Origin of the sequence: Streptomyces sp. ME02-8801-2C, assembly GCF_033793965.1 — a bacterium.
GTDB lineage: Bacteria > Actinomycetota > Actinomycetes > Streptomycetales > Streptomycetaceae > Streptomyces.
The window spans coordinates 876,851-893,406 of record NZ_JARAXP010000004.1 but is presented as its reverse complement, the minus strand read 5'-3'; the positions used below and the strand labels follow the sequence as shown (position 1 = coordinate 893,406).

Here is a 16,556-nt window from a genome sequence, read left to right as displayed (position 1 = left end):
CCCGCAAGAGCCTCGGTTGGAGGACGCCCGCCGAAGCCCTCAACGACCATCTACTATCGATGAAATAAGCCAGTGTTGCATCCACTGGTTGAACCTGGTGAGTACACGAGTGACGAATTCCGCAGCGAAATACGCAAGTTGCGCATGAGGCAGTCGATGGGGCGCGTCGGCTCTTGTTACGATAATGCCGCCGCGGAAAGCTGGTTCGCCATCCTCAAAGCGGAGATCGGGACGACCATGTGGGAGACCCGCGAGGCCGCCCGGGCCGATGTTTTCCGCTACGTCGAGGTCGAGTACAACCGCAGCCGGCTCCGTCGGCACCCCGACTACGGGTAAGTCACCCCGCTCGAAACGAGATCCTTGCTCAGGCAGAACCTCGTCCCGGCAGCGTAAACACCCGCTGTCCAGTTCGCGGGGGGAACTTCAGTACGGCAGGCAACTCCAGAGGCTGCAACCGCAAGACCGGCAAGGTCGAGACAAAGACCGCCAACCGGTCACCAGCCTCCCGCCCGAGCAGGCCAGCACGGCGCAACTAACCTAAATCGTCCATATTTTCTGGGCAGTTGAGGCCCTGCACCACGCTAGACACTCGGCGAGGACGCCTCGCAAGTACTCACCGGCACCGCGCCCCGCGTCATGGCCACCCTACGCAATCTCGCCATCGGGCTCATGCACCAAGAAAGCTGATCCGAATTCGCCGCAGCAGCCGATCGCTCCCGATCGCATGCCCAGCACGCGGACCGCCCATGCTCCGACTCACAGCCTGAGAACGCATCGCCCATGAGCCCTGCACACGGCCCCGGTGGACGCGATCCGGGCAACGTGAGGAACGATCCACTCTCCAACGAGTCAGGATCGTTCGCCAGCTGATCAAATGCCGCCTTCTGCGCTCACGTGCAACCCCTCTCCATCAGATACCGCTAGCCTCAATAGTCACCATCGGAACATATTGATGTAATTTATTTCTTGGAGGTAGCCGTCTTGTCCATCGACAGCCCGGCCGAAGAAATCGCCACGAGTCACCACAGCATTTTCAGTCAGACCAGCGGCCAGGTGGAACGCACCGCGCTCTTCGCTGATCTCACCGGTTCCACGGCGATGAAGCACAACGACGGCTACCGAGCCTGGCTGCCGATTCTTGGCACTTTCCTCGACATCACCAGGCATGCGGTCACGACTCACGGCGGCACGGTCGTCAAGTATCTGGGCGACGGCGCTCTCGCAGTGTTCGACGAGGACCATGCGCACAACGCAATTCGTGCGGCGATCCAGATCCAGGAGAGCCTGCGCAACAAGGAGGGCCAGGACGCCATCGGCAAGCGAGGTGCCACAGTCGGCATCGCCAGCGGGAAGGTCATCGAGTACCCCGCGCCAGGCGGGGGCGGGGCCCTGGACTACGTGGGTCCCCCGGTGGATCTCGCCGCCCGGTTCTGCAGCGCCGCTTCCTCGGGCGCCATCTGGGTCGACACGGACACCTACGGGGCGGCGAACATCCAAAAGGTCAGCTCCATCGTCGGCCGTGCCAACCACAGGAAGGCCGCGGAGTACTTCTCTCCAGAGTCACAGGTTCCGGCCAAGGGATTCCCTGACGGCGTCCTGTACCACGAGGTCATCTGGGAGCAGGAGGCGTTCGGAGCGAAGAACGCAGCGATGACGGAGGCGATGAATGTGGCCCGCTCGCTGGCCCCGACCAGTCAGCCGCACTCCGCGCATCCCGCTCAGCAGCCCACGCACTCTCAGCACACCCTCCAACCGGAGACGGTGGAAGGCGAGGTGACGCACTGGTTCGGGGACCCGGCCCGGGGCTTCAAAGGGTTCATCTCCTCGCCGGGCCGAGTGGATCACTACGTGGACACGCGGTTCATCGTCGGCGGACAGGAACTCACCAAGGGGGCTGCGGTCCGGTTCGTCCCCATGCCGCCCGTGACCCGCGCTCCAGAAGCGAAACCCGTCGCCGGATGCACCGTCCAGGAGGGCCACCAGTTCCGGGGAACCTTCAACAACGTGATCGCCGACAAGCGATTCGGATTCGCGGACGTCTTTGACCAACACGGCAATCGGCAGAGCCTCTTCGTCTACCTGCTGGGCGACGAGGCGGCACGGTTCCACCGAGGGGATACGGCCATTCTGGAGGCTGTCCGCAACCCCAAGGGCATCTCGGCGCGGGTGGTGAACGACCACAGTCAGCATGACGGCGACAATGCCGAACGCTGATTCCCCCGCCGTCGACGCGGCCGTCTCCGAAGTCCGGGCCGAACTCCTCAGGGCGGATCAGAAGGCGGCCACTCTCCTAGCCTTGGTCTCTGCGATCGCGGCTGGAGTCGTGACTCTGTTCCTGGTCCGCAAGGGCGGCGTTTTCTCCCTCTGGAACGGTGCGGAATGGGCTTCCTGGGGAGGCATGATCTGCCTCGCTGCAAGCCTGGGAAATCTTCTGCTCTGCGTCAGGCCGTACGGGGTGGGCAAACCCGCTGGGCACTCGTACTTCTCTTTCTACGCACTCTACGAGGGGCGCACGGACCAGCTCATCAGGCACCTGGAATCCACGAACGGCGCGGACACGGAACGCTGCCTACAGCTGATCGAGCTCTCTGTCCTGGTGAAGCGGAAATACAGAATGATCACCACCGCCGTGGATCTCCTGGGATGCTCCCTGGCCCTCATCACCGGGGCAATCCTGGCCAACGCCCTGCAATGAAGCGCGGAGTCCTTGTAGGTCGGATGAGAGGTGCCCCTATTTCACCGACCGCGACGTGTACGTCTGCGGCCCGCCCGCCATGACTGCGGCCGTGCTCGCCGGCCTGCGCGAACTGCGAGTCCCCGCGCGACAGGTGCACGCCGAGAAGTTCGGCCTGGCCTGACCACTGGGTGGAACGGTCAGGACGGGGCGCCTCGGCATGCCCGCCGCCCCTAACCGGGCGGCGGGCCCTGCGAGTTGGAACTCAGGCGGTCGTCCACCACACCGTCGTGTCCGCCGGCAGCTTCGCCTCGGCCTCCGCCACCGTCACCTCGCCGCTCGCGGCCAGGATCTCGCCGTACGCCGGGATCGTGACCGACTCGCCGCTCGTGTTCGCGACGCACACGAACTCGCCCCGGCGGAAGGCGAGGACGCCCTTTGGTGCGCGAAGCCATTCGACGGAGTCGCCCGCGCCGAGGCCGGGGTGTTCGCGGCGGGCGGTGAGGGCGGTGCGGTACAGCTCCAGGGTCGAGCCGGGGGTGCCGGTCTGGGCCTCGACGCTCAGGTCCGCCCACTCCCCCGGCTGTGGAAGCCAGGAGCCGCCCGTGCCGAAGCCGTACGAGGAGCCCTCGCGGGTCCATGGGATCGGCACCCGGCAGCCGTCGCGGAAGCCGTCCTGGCCGGCGCCACGGAAGTAGGCCGGGTCCTGGCGCACCTCGTCGGGCAGGTCGACGACATCGGGCAGGCCGAGTTCCTCGCCCTGGTAGACGTACGCCGAGCCGGGCAGCGCCAGCATGAGCAGGGTTGCCGCGCGGGCCCTGCGCAGGCCCAGCGCACGGTCTCCGGCGAGACGGATCTGTGTGCCGAGGCCGGGCTCGTTGGCGAAGCGCGTCGCGTGGCGGGTCACGTCGTGGTTGGACAGGACCCAGGTCGCGGGGGCGTTCACCGGGCGCATGGCGTCCAGGGTGCGGTCGATGACGGCCTTCAGTTCGGCCGCGTCCCAATAGGTGGCCAGGTACTGGAAGTTGAAGGCCTGGTGGAGTTCGTCCGGGCGGACGTAGTTCGCGGTGCGCTCGATGGTCGGGGTCCACGCCTCCGCGACGAAAATACGTTCGCCCGCGTACTCGTCGAGGATCGTGCGCCACTGGCGGTAGATGGCGTGTACGCCGTCCTGGTCGAAGAACGGCATGACATCGTTGCCCAGCAGCTTGACCTGGTCGTGGGTTCCCAGGTCCGGGAGGCCCTCCGCCTTCACCAGGCCGTGTGCGACGTCGATACGGAATCCGTCGACGCCCATGTCCAGCCAGAACCGCAGGACGGAACGGAACTCGTCCCCGACGGCCGGGTGTTCCCAGTTGAAGTCGGGCTGCTCGGGCGCGAAGAGGTGCAGGTACCAGTCGCCGGGGGTGCCGTCCGGCTCCATGACTCGTGTCCACGCCGGGCCGCCGAAGACGGACTCCCAGTCGTTGGGCGGGAGTTCGCCGCTCTCGCCCTTGCCGGGGCGGAAGTGGTAGCGGTCCCGGAGCGGTGAGCCGGGGCCTTCCGCCACCGCGCGCTTGAACCACTCGTGCTGGTCGGAGGAGTGGTTGGGGACCAGGTCGACGATGATCCTGAGGTTCAGCTCGTGGGCGTCCCGGATCAGGGCGTCGGCGTCCAGGAGGTTGCCGAACATGGGGTCCACGGCTCGGTAGTCGGCGACGTCGTAGCCGGCGTCGGCCTGCGGGGAGGCGTAGAAGGGGCTGAGCCATACGGCGTCTACGCCCAGGTCGCGCAGGTACGGGAGCCGGGAGCGGATGCCTTCCAGGTCGCCCATGCCGTCGCCGTTGCTGTCGGCGAAGCTGCGGGGGTAGACCTGGTAGATGACCGCGTCGCGCCACCAGTCGGGGGTGGCGGCGACATGCGTGGAGGTCGGGGCCTGAGCGGTGGAGTGCTGGCTCATAACGTCCTTGGTACGTAACGGAGTTCGGGTCATGGGCGTTTCTGCGGTTTGTCGGCTGCGGGTGCGCTGTGGCTGGTCGCGCAGTTCCCCGCTCCCCTGAAAAGCGGGGCGCGGCCGAACCGTCGGACATGAGGCGGACGCGGTGGCAGCGGGGTCGGATGGCCGCCGCGTCCGCCAACCCGTACGACGGAGCCGTACGGGAGTTTTACGCGCGACCGCGCGTCAGCCCTTCGTGCCGCCCGCTGTCAGGCCTGCCACCAGGTTTTTCTGGACCAGGTAGAAGAAGGCCGAGACGGGTATCGCGACCAGTACCGCGGTGGCGGCCATCAGGTTGCGCTGGGCATCGTGTTCGCTCACGAAGCTCTGCAGGCCGACCGCGAAGGTGTACTTCGTGTCCGACAGCATGAACGTCGAGGCGAACGCGACCTCGCCGAAAGCGGTGATGAAGCTGTAGAACGCGGCGACCGCCAGGCCCGGTTTGGCCAGCGGCAGGATCAGCCGCGCGAAGGTGCCGAAGGGGGTCAGCCCGTCGACTCGTCCCGCCTCGTCGATCTCGAAGGGGATCGTGTCGAAGTATCCCTTGAGCAGCCAGGCGCAGTAGGGCACGGCCGTCGAGCAGTAGACGAGGATCAAGCCGAGGTAGTGGTCGATGAGTTGGAGGTCCGAGAGGATCTCGTACATCGGCACGATGAGTACGGCGATCGGGAACATCTGGGTGACCAGCAGCACCCACATGAACTTGCGGTAGCCGGGGAAGCGCATCCGCGAGACCGCGTAGCCGGTGGTCGCCGCGACCAGCACCCCGATGGCCGTCGTACCGAGCGAGACGATCAGCGAACTCTTCATCCAGTCGAAGAAGTTGGTGTGCTGGAGGACGAACGAGTAGTTGTCGAACGTCATCTTGTCCCAGATGCCCCCGGGGTGGAGGTAGTCGTCCTTGTCGGGGCCGAGGGACAGATAGAGCAGCCAGGCGATCGGGAAGAGCGCGATCAGGCTCGCGACGGTCAGGACGCCGTGGGAGGCGAGGGTGGCGACGAGGCCGCGCCGGCGACGTCCCCGGGGCGGCGGGGCGGCGGCCGGGTCCGACTGTGCGGGCTTCTGGACGGTCATGGCACTCATGGGGGTGGGGACTCCTGCCTCAGATCGCGAGCTGCTGCTCATTGCGGTTCAGCCAGCGGCGGTAGAAGGAGGTGAAGACGATCAGGATGGCCAGCAGCAGCATGCCGTAGGCCGCCGACTGCGCGAAGTCGCGCGGCTGTTGGCCGAAGCCGAGGTGGTAGGCCCAGGTGACGAGGATCTGCGCGTCGGGGGCGGTGTTGCCGAACAGCAGGAAGAGCACGGCGAACTGGTTGAACGTCCAGATGATGCCGAGGAGTACGACGGTCGAGCTGACGGAGCGCAGGCCCGGCAGGGTGACGTACCGGAACTGCTGCCAGGGGCTCGCGCCGTCCATCTCGGCGGCCTCGTACAGGCTGGCGTCGATGGACTGGAGGCCGCCGAGCAGCGAGACCATCATGAACGGCACCCCGCACCAGGTGTTGACCATGATCGCGGCGAACCGCTGCCAGAAGGTGTCCTCCAGCCACAGCGGTGACGGCAGGTGCACGGCGTCGAGCATCGTGTTGATGATGCCGCCGTCGGCGAGCATGAACCGCCAGCCGAAGACGGTGACGAAGGTGGGAACGGCCCACGGCAGGACCAGGATCAGCCGGTAGAAGGTGCGCCCGCGCAGCTTCTGGTTGAGGAGCAGGGCGAGGCCGAGGCCGATGGTGTAGTGGAGGGCCACGCAGGCCACGGTCCAGACGATCGTCCAGATGAAGTGCGACCAGAACCGGTCGTAGGCGGTGTCGCCCCACAGGATGTCGGCGTAGTTGTCGAAGCCGATGAACTTGTAGGTGGCGTCGATGTGGTTGACGCCGATCGTGCGGGCCGAGTTGAGGCTGTTGGCGTCCGTGAGCGTCAGATAGAGGCCGCGCACGAGCGGGTAGAGCACGAGCCCGCCGAGCACGACGACCACGGGCGCGATCATCGCGTACGCGTACCAGTACTTCTGGTAGGCGTGCCTGAGACGATCGAGCCGTCCGGGGCGCTGCCCGGGCTCACCGCGGCGCTTGCCGGTCGCGCGGTCGATGGCGACTGTCATGTTTCGACACCTTCTGGAAGATCCTGGAAGTTCAGAAGATCAGGGGGTACGGCAGGTGGCTGGGCAGGCAGGCCGATGACCGTCGGAACTGTCCCCCGAGTCCGACTGGGCAGTTCCGACGGCCATTCGGGGTCACTTGCCGAAGTCCGGGACCAGCTTGGCGATCGCGGTCTCCGCGTTGCTCAGGCCCTTGTCGAGGGACTCCTTGCCGCCCGCGATCTGTCCGAGCTCGGTGTCGAGCGGGGTCCACAGGGAGCTGTACTCGGGCAGCGCCGGGCGGGGCTGGGCTGCGGGCAGGACGCCCTGGTAGCCGGCGAGGCCCGGGTCGGCCTTGACCTCGGCGGTGTAGGCGTCGTCGCGGGTGGGCAGCGTCGAGTTCTTCAGGGCGATCTGCGTCTGGGACTTCGCGGAGGTCATGAAGTTGACGAACTTCAGGGCCGCCTTCTGGTGGGCGGCGTCCGAGCCGGCGTACACGGAGAGGTTGTGGCCGCCGGTCGGGGCGCCCGCCTTGCCGGTGGAACCGGCCGGGACGGTGGCGATGCCGAGGTTGGCCTTGTCCTTGAACGCGGAGCCCTTGTAGAAGTTGGTGATCTCCCACGGGCCCTGGATGATCGCGGCGACCTTGCCGTTGACGAAGGCGTCCTGGATGTGGGCGTAGGCGTCGGCGGTGGTGTCCGCCTTGTGCAGGCCCTCGCCGTCGAAGAGGCCGAGCCAGGTGCCGTAGGCCTTCTTGGCGGCGGGCGAGTTGACGGTGATCTTCTTGGCGGCGGCGTCGACGGTGTCGGTGCCCTCGCCGTAGAGGAAGCTCTGCGCGTAGTAGGCCTGGGTGGAGCCCCAGTAGCCGTCGACACCGGCCTTGCTCTTGATGGTGGCGGCGGCCGTCTTCAGGTCGGCCCAGGTCCTGGGCGCCTCGGTGAGGCCGGCCTTCGCGAAGAGCGCCTTGTTGTAGACCAGCGCGAGGGTGTCGGTGACGATCGGGACGCCGTACGTCTTGCCGTCGAACTTGGCCTGTTCGATCAGGCTGGGCTGGAACTTGGCCTCGTCGGTGAGGGCCTCGGTGCCGTCGAGCGGCAGCAGGAAGCCCTTCTTGGCGAAGGCGGGGGTCCAGCCGACCTCGGAGCGCAGGACGTCCGGAGCGCCGGAGGCACCGGCGGCGGTGTCGAACTTGTTCTGCGCCTGGTCGAAGGGGACGTTGACGTACTTGACCTTGATGTCCTTGTTGGCGGCCTCGAACTCCTTGACCAGGGCCTGGTACGTCGGCGCCTCGTTGGTGGCGTTGGAGGTGTCCCACCAGGTGATGGTGACCGGACCGTCGGCCGAGTCGCCGCTGTCGTCTCCGCCGCAGGCCGTCGCCGCGAGGGCGAGGGACGCCACCAGCGCGGTGGCCGCTATGCCACGCCGCATGAGTTCTCCTTGAGGGTGAAAGCCCGTGTACTGGCGGAAACGGGCCCGTCCGCCGTCTCCGCCGACTTGCCGGCCGCGCCGTTGCCGCCGCCGGGCGACGTGAACGTAACAGCCATGCAAGCGCAACGAAAGACCTTGCAGCAAAAAAGTGCAAGAACCGGTGACGGTTACCGCGCCGTGACCCGTGGTCCGCTTCCTGAAGGTCGCCTGATCGCCTGTTCTGCCGGTGTCCAGCGGGATCCGGGCCAGTTGTGCAAGACTCTGCAAGCTCTTGCCATACAGGGCACGGCAGACCTCAGGGAGCGCCATGACGCAGCAACCCGCGGCGGCGAGCGGCCGTCCCGGCCGTCCGGCGGGCCGTTCGACGGCCCGCACCCGGCGGTCGTCCGGTGGGCAAGGCGAGGGCCGGCCGGTACAGTCCAGCCCTGTGACCACACGGCTTGCCGATATCGCCGCCCAGGCGGGGGTGAGCGAAGCGACGGTCAGCCGGGTCCTGAACGGGAAGCCGGGTGTCGCCGCCACCACCCGCCAGACCGTGCTCGCCGCCCTCGACGTCCTGGGCTACGAGCGCCCGGTCAGGCTGCGCCAGCGCAGCGAGGGCCTGGTGGGCCTGATCACCCCGGAGCTGGAGAACCCCATCTTCCCGGCCCTGGCGCAGGTCATAGGCCAGGCCCTGACCCGGCAGGGCTACACCCCGGTCCTGGCCACCCAGACGCCCGGCGGCTCCACCGAGGACGAGCTGACGGAGATGCTCGTCGACCGTGGCGTGGCCGGCATCATCTTCGTCTCCGGGCTGCACGCGGACACCTCCGCCGACATGCAGCGTTACGAGCAACTGCGCGCCCAGGGTGTGCCGTTCGTGCTCGTGGACGGCTTCTCGCCGAAGGTGCAGGCGCCGTTCATCTCCCCCGACGACCGCGCGGCGATGCATCTCGCGGTCACGCACCTCGTCTCGCTCGGCCACACCCGGATCGGTCTCGCTCTCGGCCCGAAGCGTTTCGTGCCGGTGCAGCGCAAGATCGAGGGCTTCGTGCGGACGATGCAGGATCTGCTGGGGCTGACCGCGCAGGACGTCGAGACGCGTTTCGTGCAGCACTCGCTGTACACCCTGGAGGGCGGCCAGGCGGCGGCCCTGGCGCTCATCGAGCGCGACTGCACGGCGGTGGTGTGCGCGAGCGACATGATGGCGCTGGGCGCGATACGGGCGGCCCGGCAGCGCGGTCTCGAGGTCCCCCGGGACGTCTCGGTCGTGGGCTTCGACGACTCCCCCCTGATCGCCTTCACCGACCCGCCCCTCACCACGATCCGCAAGCCGGTCCCGGCGATGGGCCAGGCCGCCGTACGCACGCTCCTCGAGGAGATCGGCGGTACGCCCGCCCCGCACAGCGAGTTCGTGTTCATGCCGGAACTGGTCGTTCGGGGTTCGACGGCCTCGGCCCCTGGGGAACGTACTCGTCCCTAGGGTGGAGATCGCCCCGGTTCCCCTGACGTAGGACGTGCGGGCCGGACGGTCCCAGGGGATGATCTGGGAGGGGGCCGTATCTGGCAGACTCTGTGTCCATGGGTGAAACGACCGTGACGACAAGGGAAGGCCACGACCGGGCCGTACCGCACTCCGTCACGGACGAGACGGCGGAGGGGAACGGCCACGTGGTCAAGGGACTCCTGCGCCGGGCGCGGGCTCCGCGTCGGCCGCGACTGTGGTTCGAAATCCTTCTGATCGCGATCAGTTACTGGACGTACTCGCTGATCCGCAACGCGGTGCCGGAGCAGAAGGCCGAGGCGCTGCGCAACGCGGACTGGCTCTGGAAGACCGAGCACACCCTGGGCATAGCCGTCGAGGAGTCGGTCAACCACACGATCAACTCGGTGACTTGGCTGATCGTGGGCATGAACTACTACTACGCCACACTGCACTTCGTCGTCACTCTCGGTGTTCTGGTGTGGCTGTACCGTAGCCACCCCGGCCGTTACGCGGCGACACGTCTGACCCTTTTCGCGACCACCGCTGTGGCCCTGGTCGGTTACTACCTGTATCCGCTGGCTCCGCCCCGGCTGATGAACGGCGGCGACTTCGTCGACACGGTGATGGTCCACCACACGTGGGGTTCGATGGCCTCCGGCGACCTCAAGCACATGTCGAACCAGTACGCGGCGATGCCGTCGATGCACATCGGCTGGTCCACCTGGTGCGGTCTGACGATCTTCGCGCTCGCCAGTGTCCCGTGGGTGCGTGTGCTGGGGCTTCTCTACCCGGTGGCCACCCTGGTGGTGATCGTCGCCACCGCCAACCACTTCTGGCTGGACGCGGTGGGCGGCCTGATGTGCCTGTCCTTCGGCTTCATGGTGGCCCGCCTCTGGTACGGCAGGCTCCCTTACGCCCTGCCGAAACTGGTCCCGGTGCGGGGGCAGGGCGGCCCGCTGCTCCCGGTCAAACCGTAGGCAGGGGCGGGGAACTCCGGGCCGGGCGTTCCTACATCGACGTCGCCCCGTAGAACAGCGTCTCCACGACCCCACGGGCCCGCCGGGTGGTCCTCCGGTACGCGTCGATCATGTCGCCGACATGGCCCGGCCCGTACCCCAGGTAACGGCCCACGGCGCCCAGCTCGCGCCCGTCCGAGGGGAAGGTGTCCCCGGCCCGGCCGCGCACCAGCATCACGGCGTTGCGCACCCGGGTGGCCAGGACCCACGCCTCGTCGAGTATGGCCGCGTCCTCCGTGGAGATCAGTTCGGCGGCGCAGGCGGCGGCGAGGGCCTCGCGGGTACGGGTGGTCCGCAGCCCGGGTTCGGCCCACCCGTGCCGCAGTTGCAGCAGCTGGACGGTCCACTCCACGTCCGACAGGCCGCCCCGCCCGAGCTTGGTGTGCAGGGTGGGGTCGGCGCCCCGGGGCATCCGCTCCGACTCCATACGCGCCTTCAGGCGCCGGATCTCGCGCACCGCCTCGTCGCCGATCCCCTCCGCCGGGTAGCGCAGCGGGTCGATCAGCTCGATGAAGCGGCTGCCCAGTTCCTCGTCCCCGGCGACCACTTCGGCCCGCAGCAGCGCCTGTGACTCCCAACCGAGGGACCAGCGGCGGTAGTACGCCTCGTACGAGGTCAGGGTGCGGACCATCGGGCCCGACTTGCCCTCCGGACGCAGATCCGCGTCGATGAGCAACGGCGGGTCGGCGCTGGGGGCCTGGAGCAGCCGCCGCATCTCGGAGACGACGGCGTTGGCGGCCTTGGCAGCCTCGTGCTCGTCGACGCCCTCCCGGGGTTCGTGGACGAACAGGACGTCGGCGTCGGAGCCGTAGCCCAGTTCGTGTCCGCCGAAGCGGCCCATGCCGATCACCGTGAACCGGGTGGGCAGGGTGTCTCCCCAGCCGTCCCGTACGACCGCTCGCAGTGTCCCGGCGAGGGTCGCCGCCGTGAGGTCGGAGATCGCGGCGCCGACGCGGTCCACCAGGGCACCCTGGTCGGCCTCGGCGGGCGACTGCTCGGTGCCGTAGGAGTGGACGATGTCGGCGGCGGCCGTACGGAACAGCTCGCGTCGCCGGACACCTCGGGCGGCGTACACGCCCTGCTCGCCGGTGTCGGACCGGCCGACGGCGGCCAGTATCTCCTGCTCCAGATGGGCGCGTTCGCGTGGTGCGAGCCCGCCTCCGTCACCGTCGCCGAGCAGCGCGACGGCCTCCGGGGCCCGCATCAGCAGGTCTGGGGCGAGGCGGCCCGCGGACAGGACGCGGGCCAGGTTCTCGGCGGCAGCCCCTTCGTCCCTCAACAGCCGTAGGTACCAGGGGGTTCGGCCCAGCGCGTCCGACACCTTGCGGAAGTTGAGCAGCCCCGCGTCCGGGTCGGCGGAATCGGCGAACCAGCCCAACAGGACAGGCAGCAGGGTCCGTTGGATGGCCGCCTTGCGGCTCACCCCGCTGGCCAGCGCCTCCAGGTGTCTGAGGGCCGCGGCCGGATCGGCGTACCCGAGCGCGACGAGCCGCTCCCGGGCCGCGACGGTGCTCAACCTGCTTTCGCCAGGGGCGAGTTGGGCGACGGCGTCGAGCAGCGGCCGGTAGAAGAGCTTCTCGTGCAGTCGTCGTACGACGGAGGCGTGCCGTTTCCACTCCCGGTTCAGCTCGGCCACCGGATCGGTGCGCAGCCCCAGCGAGCGCCCGATGCGCCGCAGGTCCGCCTGGTCCTCGGGGACGAGGTGGGTGCGGCGCAGCCGGAACAGCTGGATGCGGTGTTCCATGGACCGCAGGAAGCGGTAGGCGTCGTCGAGCTGCACGGCGTCGGCGCGACCGACGTACCCGCCGGCGGCGAGGGCGCCCAGGGCGTCCAGGGTGGTGCCGCTGCGCAGGGAGGTGTCGGCGCGCCCGTGCACCAACTGGAGTAGCTGGACGGCGAATTCGACGTCGCGCAGGCCGCCGGGCCCGAGCTTCAGTTCCCTCTCCACCTCCGCGAGGGGAATGTTCTCGACGACGCGTCGGCGCATCTTCTGCACGTCGACGACGAAGTTGTCGCGTTCGGCGGCGTGCCAGACGAGGGGGGCGAGCGCGGCGACGTACGCCTCCCCCAGTTGGACGTCGCCGGCGACCGGGCGGGCCTTCAGCAGGGCCTGGAACTCCCAGGTCTTGGCCCAGCGCTGGTAGTAGGCGAGATGGCTGCTGAGGGTGCGTACCAGCGGCCCGTTGCGGCCTTCGGGGCGCAGGTTGGCGTCGACGGGCCAGATGCTGCCCTCGATGGTGGTCTCGGAGCAGATCCGCATGAGGTGCGAGGCGAGTCGGGTGGCGGCCTGCAGCGCCTTTCCCTCGTCGGCCCCCTCGGCGGCCTCGCCGACGAAGATGACGTCGACGTCGGAGACGTAGTTGAGCTCGTGGCCGCCGCACTTGCCCATGGCGATGACGGCGAGCCGGCACAGTGCGGCGTCACCGGGCGCGGCGGTCCTGGCGATGGCGAGGGCGGCACGCAGGGTCGCGGTGGCGAGGTCGGCCAGCTCGGCGGCGGTCTCGGCGACGTCGGTGGTGCCGCACACGTCGCGGGCGGCGATGGACAGCAGGCAGCGGCGGTAGGCGACGCGCAGCGACACGGTGTCGGTGGCCTCGGCGAGCCCCCGCTCGAACTCCTCCACCCCGGGGTGGAGATCCCGGGGCTCGTACATGACGAAGGCGTGCCAGTCGCGGGGATGCCGGATCAGGTGGTCGCCGAGGGCGGCGGAGGCGCCGAGGACCCCGAGCAGCCGGTCGCGCAGCGGTTTGGCCGCTATCACGGTGTCGAGCAGCTCGTGCCGGGCGGTGCGGCCGTCCTGCGCCTCGACGAGCCGGACGAGGCCGAGCAGCGCGAGGTCCGGGTCGGCGGTCGCGCCCAGCGCGTCCAGCAGCACCGGGTCGTCCCGCAGGGGGGCGAGCTCGACGCTGTCGAGGAGGCGTTCGGCGGCGGAGGGGTCGGTGAAGCCGTGCCGCAGCAGCCGTGTGAAGGTACTGCTCCTGCGCCCCGGCGCCATCATCCTGGGCCTTCCCGTCGGACCATCGGATCAAGGTCGTACGCCCACGAGCGTAACCGGAGAGTCGGCGGGAAGCGCCGGACGGAGCTGGAGTGCTGTCCGCGCTGGTCGGAACGGTGGCTTCCGCCGCCGCTGTGGTCGTTTCGGTGGCGGCGGTCACGGTTTTCGGCTTCGGTGAGGGGGGCCGTTTCGTGAAGCCGATCTGGAGGACAAGCGATGCAGTACACGCTCGAAGTGATCCCGCTGCCCGTGACCGACATCGACCGGGCTCGTGACTTCTACCGGGACAAGGCCGGTTTCCACGTCGACATCGACCAGGAGGTGATGCCCGGGATGCGGATCGTCCAGCTCACGCCACCGGGCTCGGGCTGTTCGATCGCGCTGGGCGACACCATCTGGGAGACGATGGACGGCCCGACGCCCGCACCGGGCTCGTACCAGGGCCTTCAGCTGTGCGTCGCCGACATCAAGGCGGCCCACGCCGAGCTGGTCGAACGGGGGCTGGAGGTGTCGGACCCGATGCGGTACTCGCCGGACGACGGCGCCACGTTCATGTACTTCAAGGACCCGGACGGCAACGGCTGGGCGATCCAGGAATACCGGCAGCGGGCGGAGAAGCCGCTGCACGCCCTGCTGGGCGAGCTGGCGGCCGACGCGGGCTAGCTTTCCCGAGTGCATCGGGTTCCCGGGGCCGGGGCCGCGGCCGTGGCCCCGGGAACTCCCGTCACTGGACCGGTCGCACCGGCTGGGGCGCCACCGGTACCGCCCTGCTCGGCCGACGCCGCAGGACGAACGCGGCGATCCCGAGCCCGAGACCGACCATGGCCAGGGCCGCCCCGGCCATGACGGCCGACCCGATGACGACGGGGATCGTGGTGCGGTCGGTCATCCGGCCCGTCACGGCGGATTCGGCCACCGTCCCGTCGTGGTCGCTCGCGAAGAAGCGCGAGTCCAGGGAGTCCGACCGGTTGTCACCGAGCAGGAACAGCCGCCCCTCCGGGACCGTCACGTCGTACGGCCTGCGCACGCCGTCCGCGTCGCCGCCGTTCACATACGGCTCCGAGAGCGGCTTCCCGTTGACGCTGAGCCGCGCGTCCGAGCCCTCGCCCGTGCAGCACACCACCCGGTCGCCGCCGACACCGATCACCCGCTGCATCACGCTTCCGCTGGAGTGGTAGCGATCCGGCGCCGAGAACAGCACGATCTCACCGCGCCGCACCGCGCCGCCGTCGACCTGCTCGAAGATGATCCGGTCACCCGGCCTGTACGTAGGCGCCATGCTCTGGCTGCTGATGGTGGAAGCCCCGTACGAGCCGCGCCCGTACATGACGGAGCCGAGCGTCAGCCCTACCCCGACCAGGCCCACCACGATGGCGGTGACCCCCAGCACACGTCCCTTGCCCGGCATGTTTCCTCCCCCGTGCTGCACTTCGACTGAGACGCCGTGGGGCCGACGGTTCGCAACCGTCGGCCCTACGTGTCGTTCTGGTGGGAGAACCCCTCCCGACCTGCGCCTACAGCACCGGCAGGCTCTTGCGCAGCTCGAAGGCGGTCACCTCGGAGCGGTACTCCTCCCACTCCTGGCGCTTGTTGCGCAGGAAGAAGTCGAATACGTGTTCGCCGAGAGTCTCGGCGACCAGTTCGCTGCGCTCCATGAGCGTGAGCGCCTCGCCCAGGTTCTGCGGAAGCGGCTCGATGCCCATCGCACGGCGCTCCGCGTCCGAGAGGGCCCAGACGTCGTCGTCGGCGCCCGGCGGGAGCTCGTAGCCCTCCTCGATGCCCTTGAGGCCGGCGGCCAGCAGGACGGCGTACGCCAGGTAGGGGTTCACGCCCGAGTCGAGCGAGCGGACCTCGATGCGTGCCGAGCCCGTCTTGCCGGGCTTGTACATCGGGACGCGGACCAGGGCCGAGCGGTTGTTGTGGCCCCAGCAGATGTACGAGGGAGCCTCGCCACCGGCGCCCGCGGTGCGCTCCGAGCCGCCCCAGATGCGCTTGTAGGAGTTCACCCACTGGTTGGTGACCGCCGCGATCTCCGCGGCGTGCTTCAGCAGGCCCGCGATGAAGGAGCGGCCGACCTTGGAGAGCTGGTACTCCGAGCCGGACTCGTAGAACGCGTTGCGGTCGCCCTCGAAGAGGGAGAGGTGGGTGTGCATACCGCTGCCGGGGTGCTCACTGAACGGCTTCGGCATGAACGTGGCGTGCACGCCCTGCTCCAGCGCCACCTGCTTCATGACCAGGCGGAACGTCATGATGTTGTCCGCCGTGGAGAGCGCGTCGGCGTACCGCAGGTCGATCTCCTGCTGGCCGGGGGCGCCCTCGTGGTGGGAGAACTCGACCGAGATGCCCATGGACTCCAGCATGGTGATCGCCTGACGGCGGAAGTCCTGGCCGACGTGGGTCGGGGTGTGGTCGAAGTAGCCGGAGTTGTCGGCCGGGGTCGGACGGGTGCCGTCCAGCGGCTTTTCCTTCAGGAGGAAGAACTCGATCTCCGGGTGGGTGTAGAAGGTGAAGCCCAGGTCGGAGCCACGGGTGAGGGCGCGCTTGAGGACGTAGCGCGGGTCCGCGAAGGACGGCGAGCCGTCCGGCATCAGGATGTCGCAGAACATCCGGGCGGTGCCGGGGGCCTCCGCGCGCCACGGGAGGATCTGGAACGTCGACGGGTCCGGCTTGGCGATCATGTCGGATTCGTATACGCGGGCGAATCCCTCGATCGCGGAGCCGTCGAAACCGATGCCCTCGTCGAAGGCCTGCTCCAGCTCCGCCGGGGCCACGGCCACGGACTTGAGGAAGCCCAGCACGTCCGTGAACCACAGCCGGACGAACCGGATGTCACGCTCCTCCAGTGTCCGGAGCACGAACTCCTGCTGCTTGTCCATCTTCCGCTTCCCCATCCTTGCTGGTCAGGCCGCCTGTCTCCCGC

Annotated in this window: 13 protein-coding genes and 1 pseudogene; 7 read left to right on the top strand and 7 right to left on the bottom strand. The window is 68.6% G+C overall.

What is annotated here, in order from left to right; genetic code table 11:
- The first annotated feature begins 144 nt into the window (after nt 1–144).
- The 4 genes and pseudogenes from PV396_RS17210 to PV396_RS45145 all read left to right on the top strand — a co-directional run.
- On the top strand, nt 145–336 hold the full coding sequence (locus PV396_RS17210) for an IS3 family transposase (protein WP_319205491.1): 192 nt from the start codon (nt 145–147) through the stop codon (nt 334–336).
- A gap of 645 nt (nt 337–981) precedes the next feature.
- Entirely contained in the window at nt 982–2,214 is a 1,233-nt protein-coding gene (locus PV396_RS17205) for an adenylate/guanylate cyclase domain-containing protein (protein ID WP_319205489.1), read from the top strand.
- Entirely contained in the window at nt 2,189–2,695 is a 507-nt protein-coding gene (locus PV396_RS17200) for a Pycsar system effector family protein (protein WP_319205487.1), read from the top strand. Before PV396_RS17205 ends, PV396_RS17200 begins: the two co-directional genes overlap by 26 nt.
- Before the next feature lie 34 nt (nt 2,696–2,729).
- Nucleotides 2,730–2,858 (top strand): annotated as a pseudogene (locus PV396_RS45145) (oxidoreductase); the annotation flags it as partial.
- 81 nt (nt 2,859–2,939) lie between these two features.
- Here PV396_RS45145 and PV396_RS17195 read toward each other — a convergent pair.
- From PV396_RS17195 to PV396_RS17180, 4 genes are all read right to left on the bottom strand, one after another.
- Nucleotides 2,940–4,613, bottom strand: coding sequence for a glycoside hydrolase family 13 protein (locus PV396_RS17195; protein ID WP_319205485.1), 1,674 nt, complete (start codon nt 4,611–4,613; stop codon nt 2,940–2,942).
- Between the two features lie 222 nt (nt 4,614–4,835).
- Nucleotides 4,836–5,732 carry a sugar ABC transporter permease gene (locus tag PV396_RS17190; RefSeq protein WP_319205483.1) on the bottom strand — a complete coding sequence of 299 codons (897 nt, stop codon included), beginning with the start codon at nt 5,730–5,732 and terminating at the stop codon, nt 4,836–4,838.
- Between the two features lie 19 nt (nt 5,733–5,751).
- Nucleotides 5,752–6,756 (bottom strand): sugar ABC transporter permease, encoded by a 1,005-nt coding sequence (locus tag PV396_RS17185; protein WP_319205481.1) that lies wholly within the window; start codon nt 6,754–6,756, stop codon nt 5,752–5,754.
- 132 nt (nt 6,757–6,888) lie between these two features.
- Complete coding sequence (locus PV396_RS17180) at nt 6,889–8,160, bottom strand: extracellular solute-binding protein (RefSeq protein ID WP_319205479.1); 1,272 nt, start codon at nt 8,158–8,160, stop codon at nt 6,889–6,891.
- Between the two features lie 427 nt (nt 8,161–8,587).
- Here PV396_RS17180 and PV396_RS17175 point away from each other — a divergent pair, with 427 nt between their 5' ends.
- Nucleotides 8,588–9,622, top strand: coding sequence for a LacI family DNA-binding transcriptional regulator (locus PV396_RS17175; RefSeq protein WP_319205477.1), 1,035 nt, complete (start codon nt 8,588–8,590; stop codon nt 9,620–9,622).
- Between the two features lie 98 nt (nt 9,623–9,720).
- Nucleotides 9,721–10,602 carry a phosphatase PAP2 family protein gene (locus PV396_RS17170; RefSeq protein WP_319205475.1) on the top strand — a complete coding sequence of 294 codons (882 nt, stop codon included), beginning with the start codon at nt 9,721–9,723 and terminating at the stop codon, nt 10,600–10,602.
- Nucleotides 10,603–10,633: 31 nt separating this feature from the next.
- On the opposite strand, the gene PV396_RS17165 is transcribed toward PV396_RS17170, so the two are convergent.
- Complete coding sequence (locus PV396_RS17165) at nt 10,634–13,639, bottom strand: bifunctional [glutamine synthetase] adenylyltransferase/[glutamine synthetase]-adenylyl-L-tyrosine phosphorylase (RefSeq protein ID WP_319205473.1); 3,006 nt, start codon at nt 13,637–13,639, stop codon at nt 10,634–10,636.
- 213 nt (nt 13,640–13,852) lie between these two features.
- Here PV396_RS17165 and PV396_RS17160 point away from each other — a divergent pair, with 213 nt between their 5' ends.
- Nucleotides 13,853–14,299 carry a VOC family protein gene (locus PV396_RS17160; RefSeq protein WP_319205471.1) on the top strand — a complete coding sequence of 149 codons (447 nt, stop codon included), beginning with the start codon at nt 13,853–13,855 and terminating at the stop codon, nt 14,297–14,299.
- A gap of 61 nt (nt 14,300–14,360) precedes the next feature.
- Here the strand turns inward: PV396_RS17160 and lepB are convergent, their stop codons facing one another.
- Complete coding sequence (gene lepB, locus PV396_RS17155) at nt 14,361–15,044, bottom strand: signal peptidase I (protein ID WP_319205469.1); 684 nt, start codon at nt 15,042–15,044, stop codon at nt 14,361–14,363.
- Between the two features lie 106 nt (nt 15,045–15,150).
- Nucleotides 15,151–16,512, bottom strand: a complete 1,362-nt coding sequence (locus tag PV396_RS17150; protein WP_319205467.1) for a glutamine synthetase family protein — start codon at nt 16,510–16,512, stop codon at nt 15,151–15,153.
- Nucleotides 16,513–16,556 lie beyond the last annotated feature (44 nt).

What these genes read in the sequence shown, in the direction of transcription:
- PV396_RS17180 (WP_319205479.1), bottom strand. Translation starts at nt 8,160, where the DNA reads ATGCGGCGTGGCATAGCGGCCACCGCGCTGGTGGCGTCCCTCGCCCTC.
- PV396_RS17165 (WP_319205473.1), bottom strand. Translation starts at nt 13,639, where the DNA reads ATGATGGCGCCGGGGCGCAGGAGCAGTACCTTCACACGGCTGCTGCGG.
- PV396_RS17200 (WP_319205487.1), top strand. Translation starts at nt 2,189, where the DNA reads ATGACGGCGACAATGCCGAACGCTGATTCCCCCGCCGTCGACGCGGCC.
- PV396_RS17190 (WP_319205483.1), bottom strand. Translation starts at nt 5,732, where the DNA reads ATGAGTGCCATGACCGTCCAGAAGCCCGCACAGTCGGACCCGGCCGCC.
- PV396_RS17195 (WP_319205485.1), bottom strand. Translation starts at nt 4,613, where the DNA reads ATGAGCCAGCACTCCACCGCTCAGGCCCCGACCTCCACGCATGTCGCC.
- PV396_RS17160 (WP_319205471.1), top strand. Translation starts at nt 13,853, where the DNA reads ATGCAGTACACGCTCGAAGTGATCCCGCTGCCCGTGACCGACATCGAC.
- PV396_RS17185 (WP_319205481.1), bottom strand. Translation starts at nt 6,756, where the DNA reads ATGACAGTCGCCATCGACCGCGCGACCGGCAAGCGCCGCGGTGAGCCC.
- lepB (WP_319205469.1), bottom strand. Translation starts at nt 15,044, where the DNA reads ATGCCGGGCAAGGGACGTGTGCTGGGGGTCACCGCCATCGTGGTGGGC.
- PV396_RS17170 (WP_319205475.1), top strand. Translation starts at nt 9,721, where the DNA reads ATGGGTGAAACGACCGTGACGACAAGGGAAGGCCACGACCGGGCCGTA.
- PV396_RS17210 (WP_319205491.1), top strand. Translation starts at nt 145, where the DNA reads ATGAGGCAGTCGATGGGGCGCGTCGGCTCTTGTTACGATAATGCCGCC.
- PV396_RS17150 (WP_319205467.1), bottom strand. Translation starts at nt 16,512, where the DNA reads ATGGACAAGCAGCAGGAGTTCGTGCTCCGGACACTGGAGGAGCGTGAC.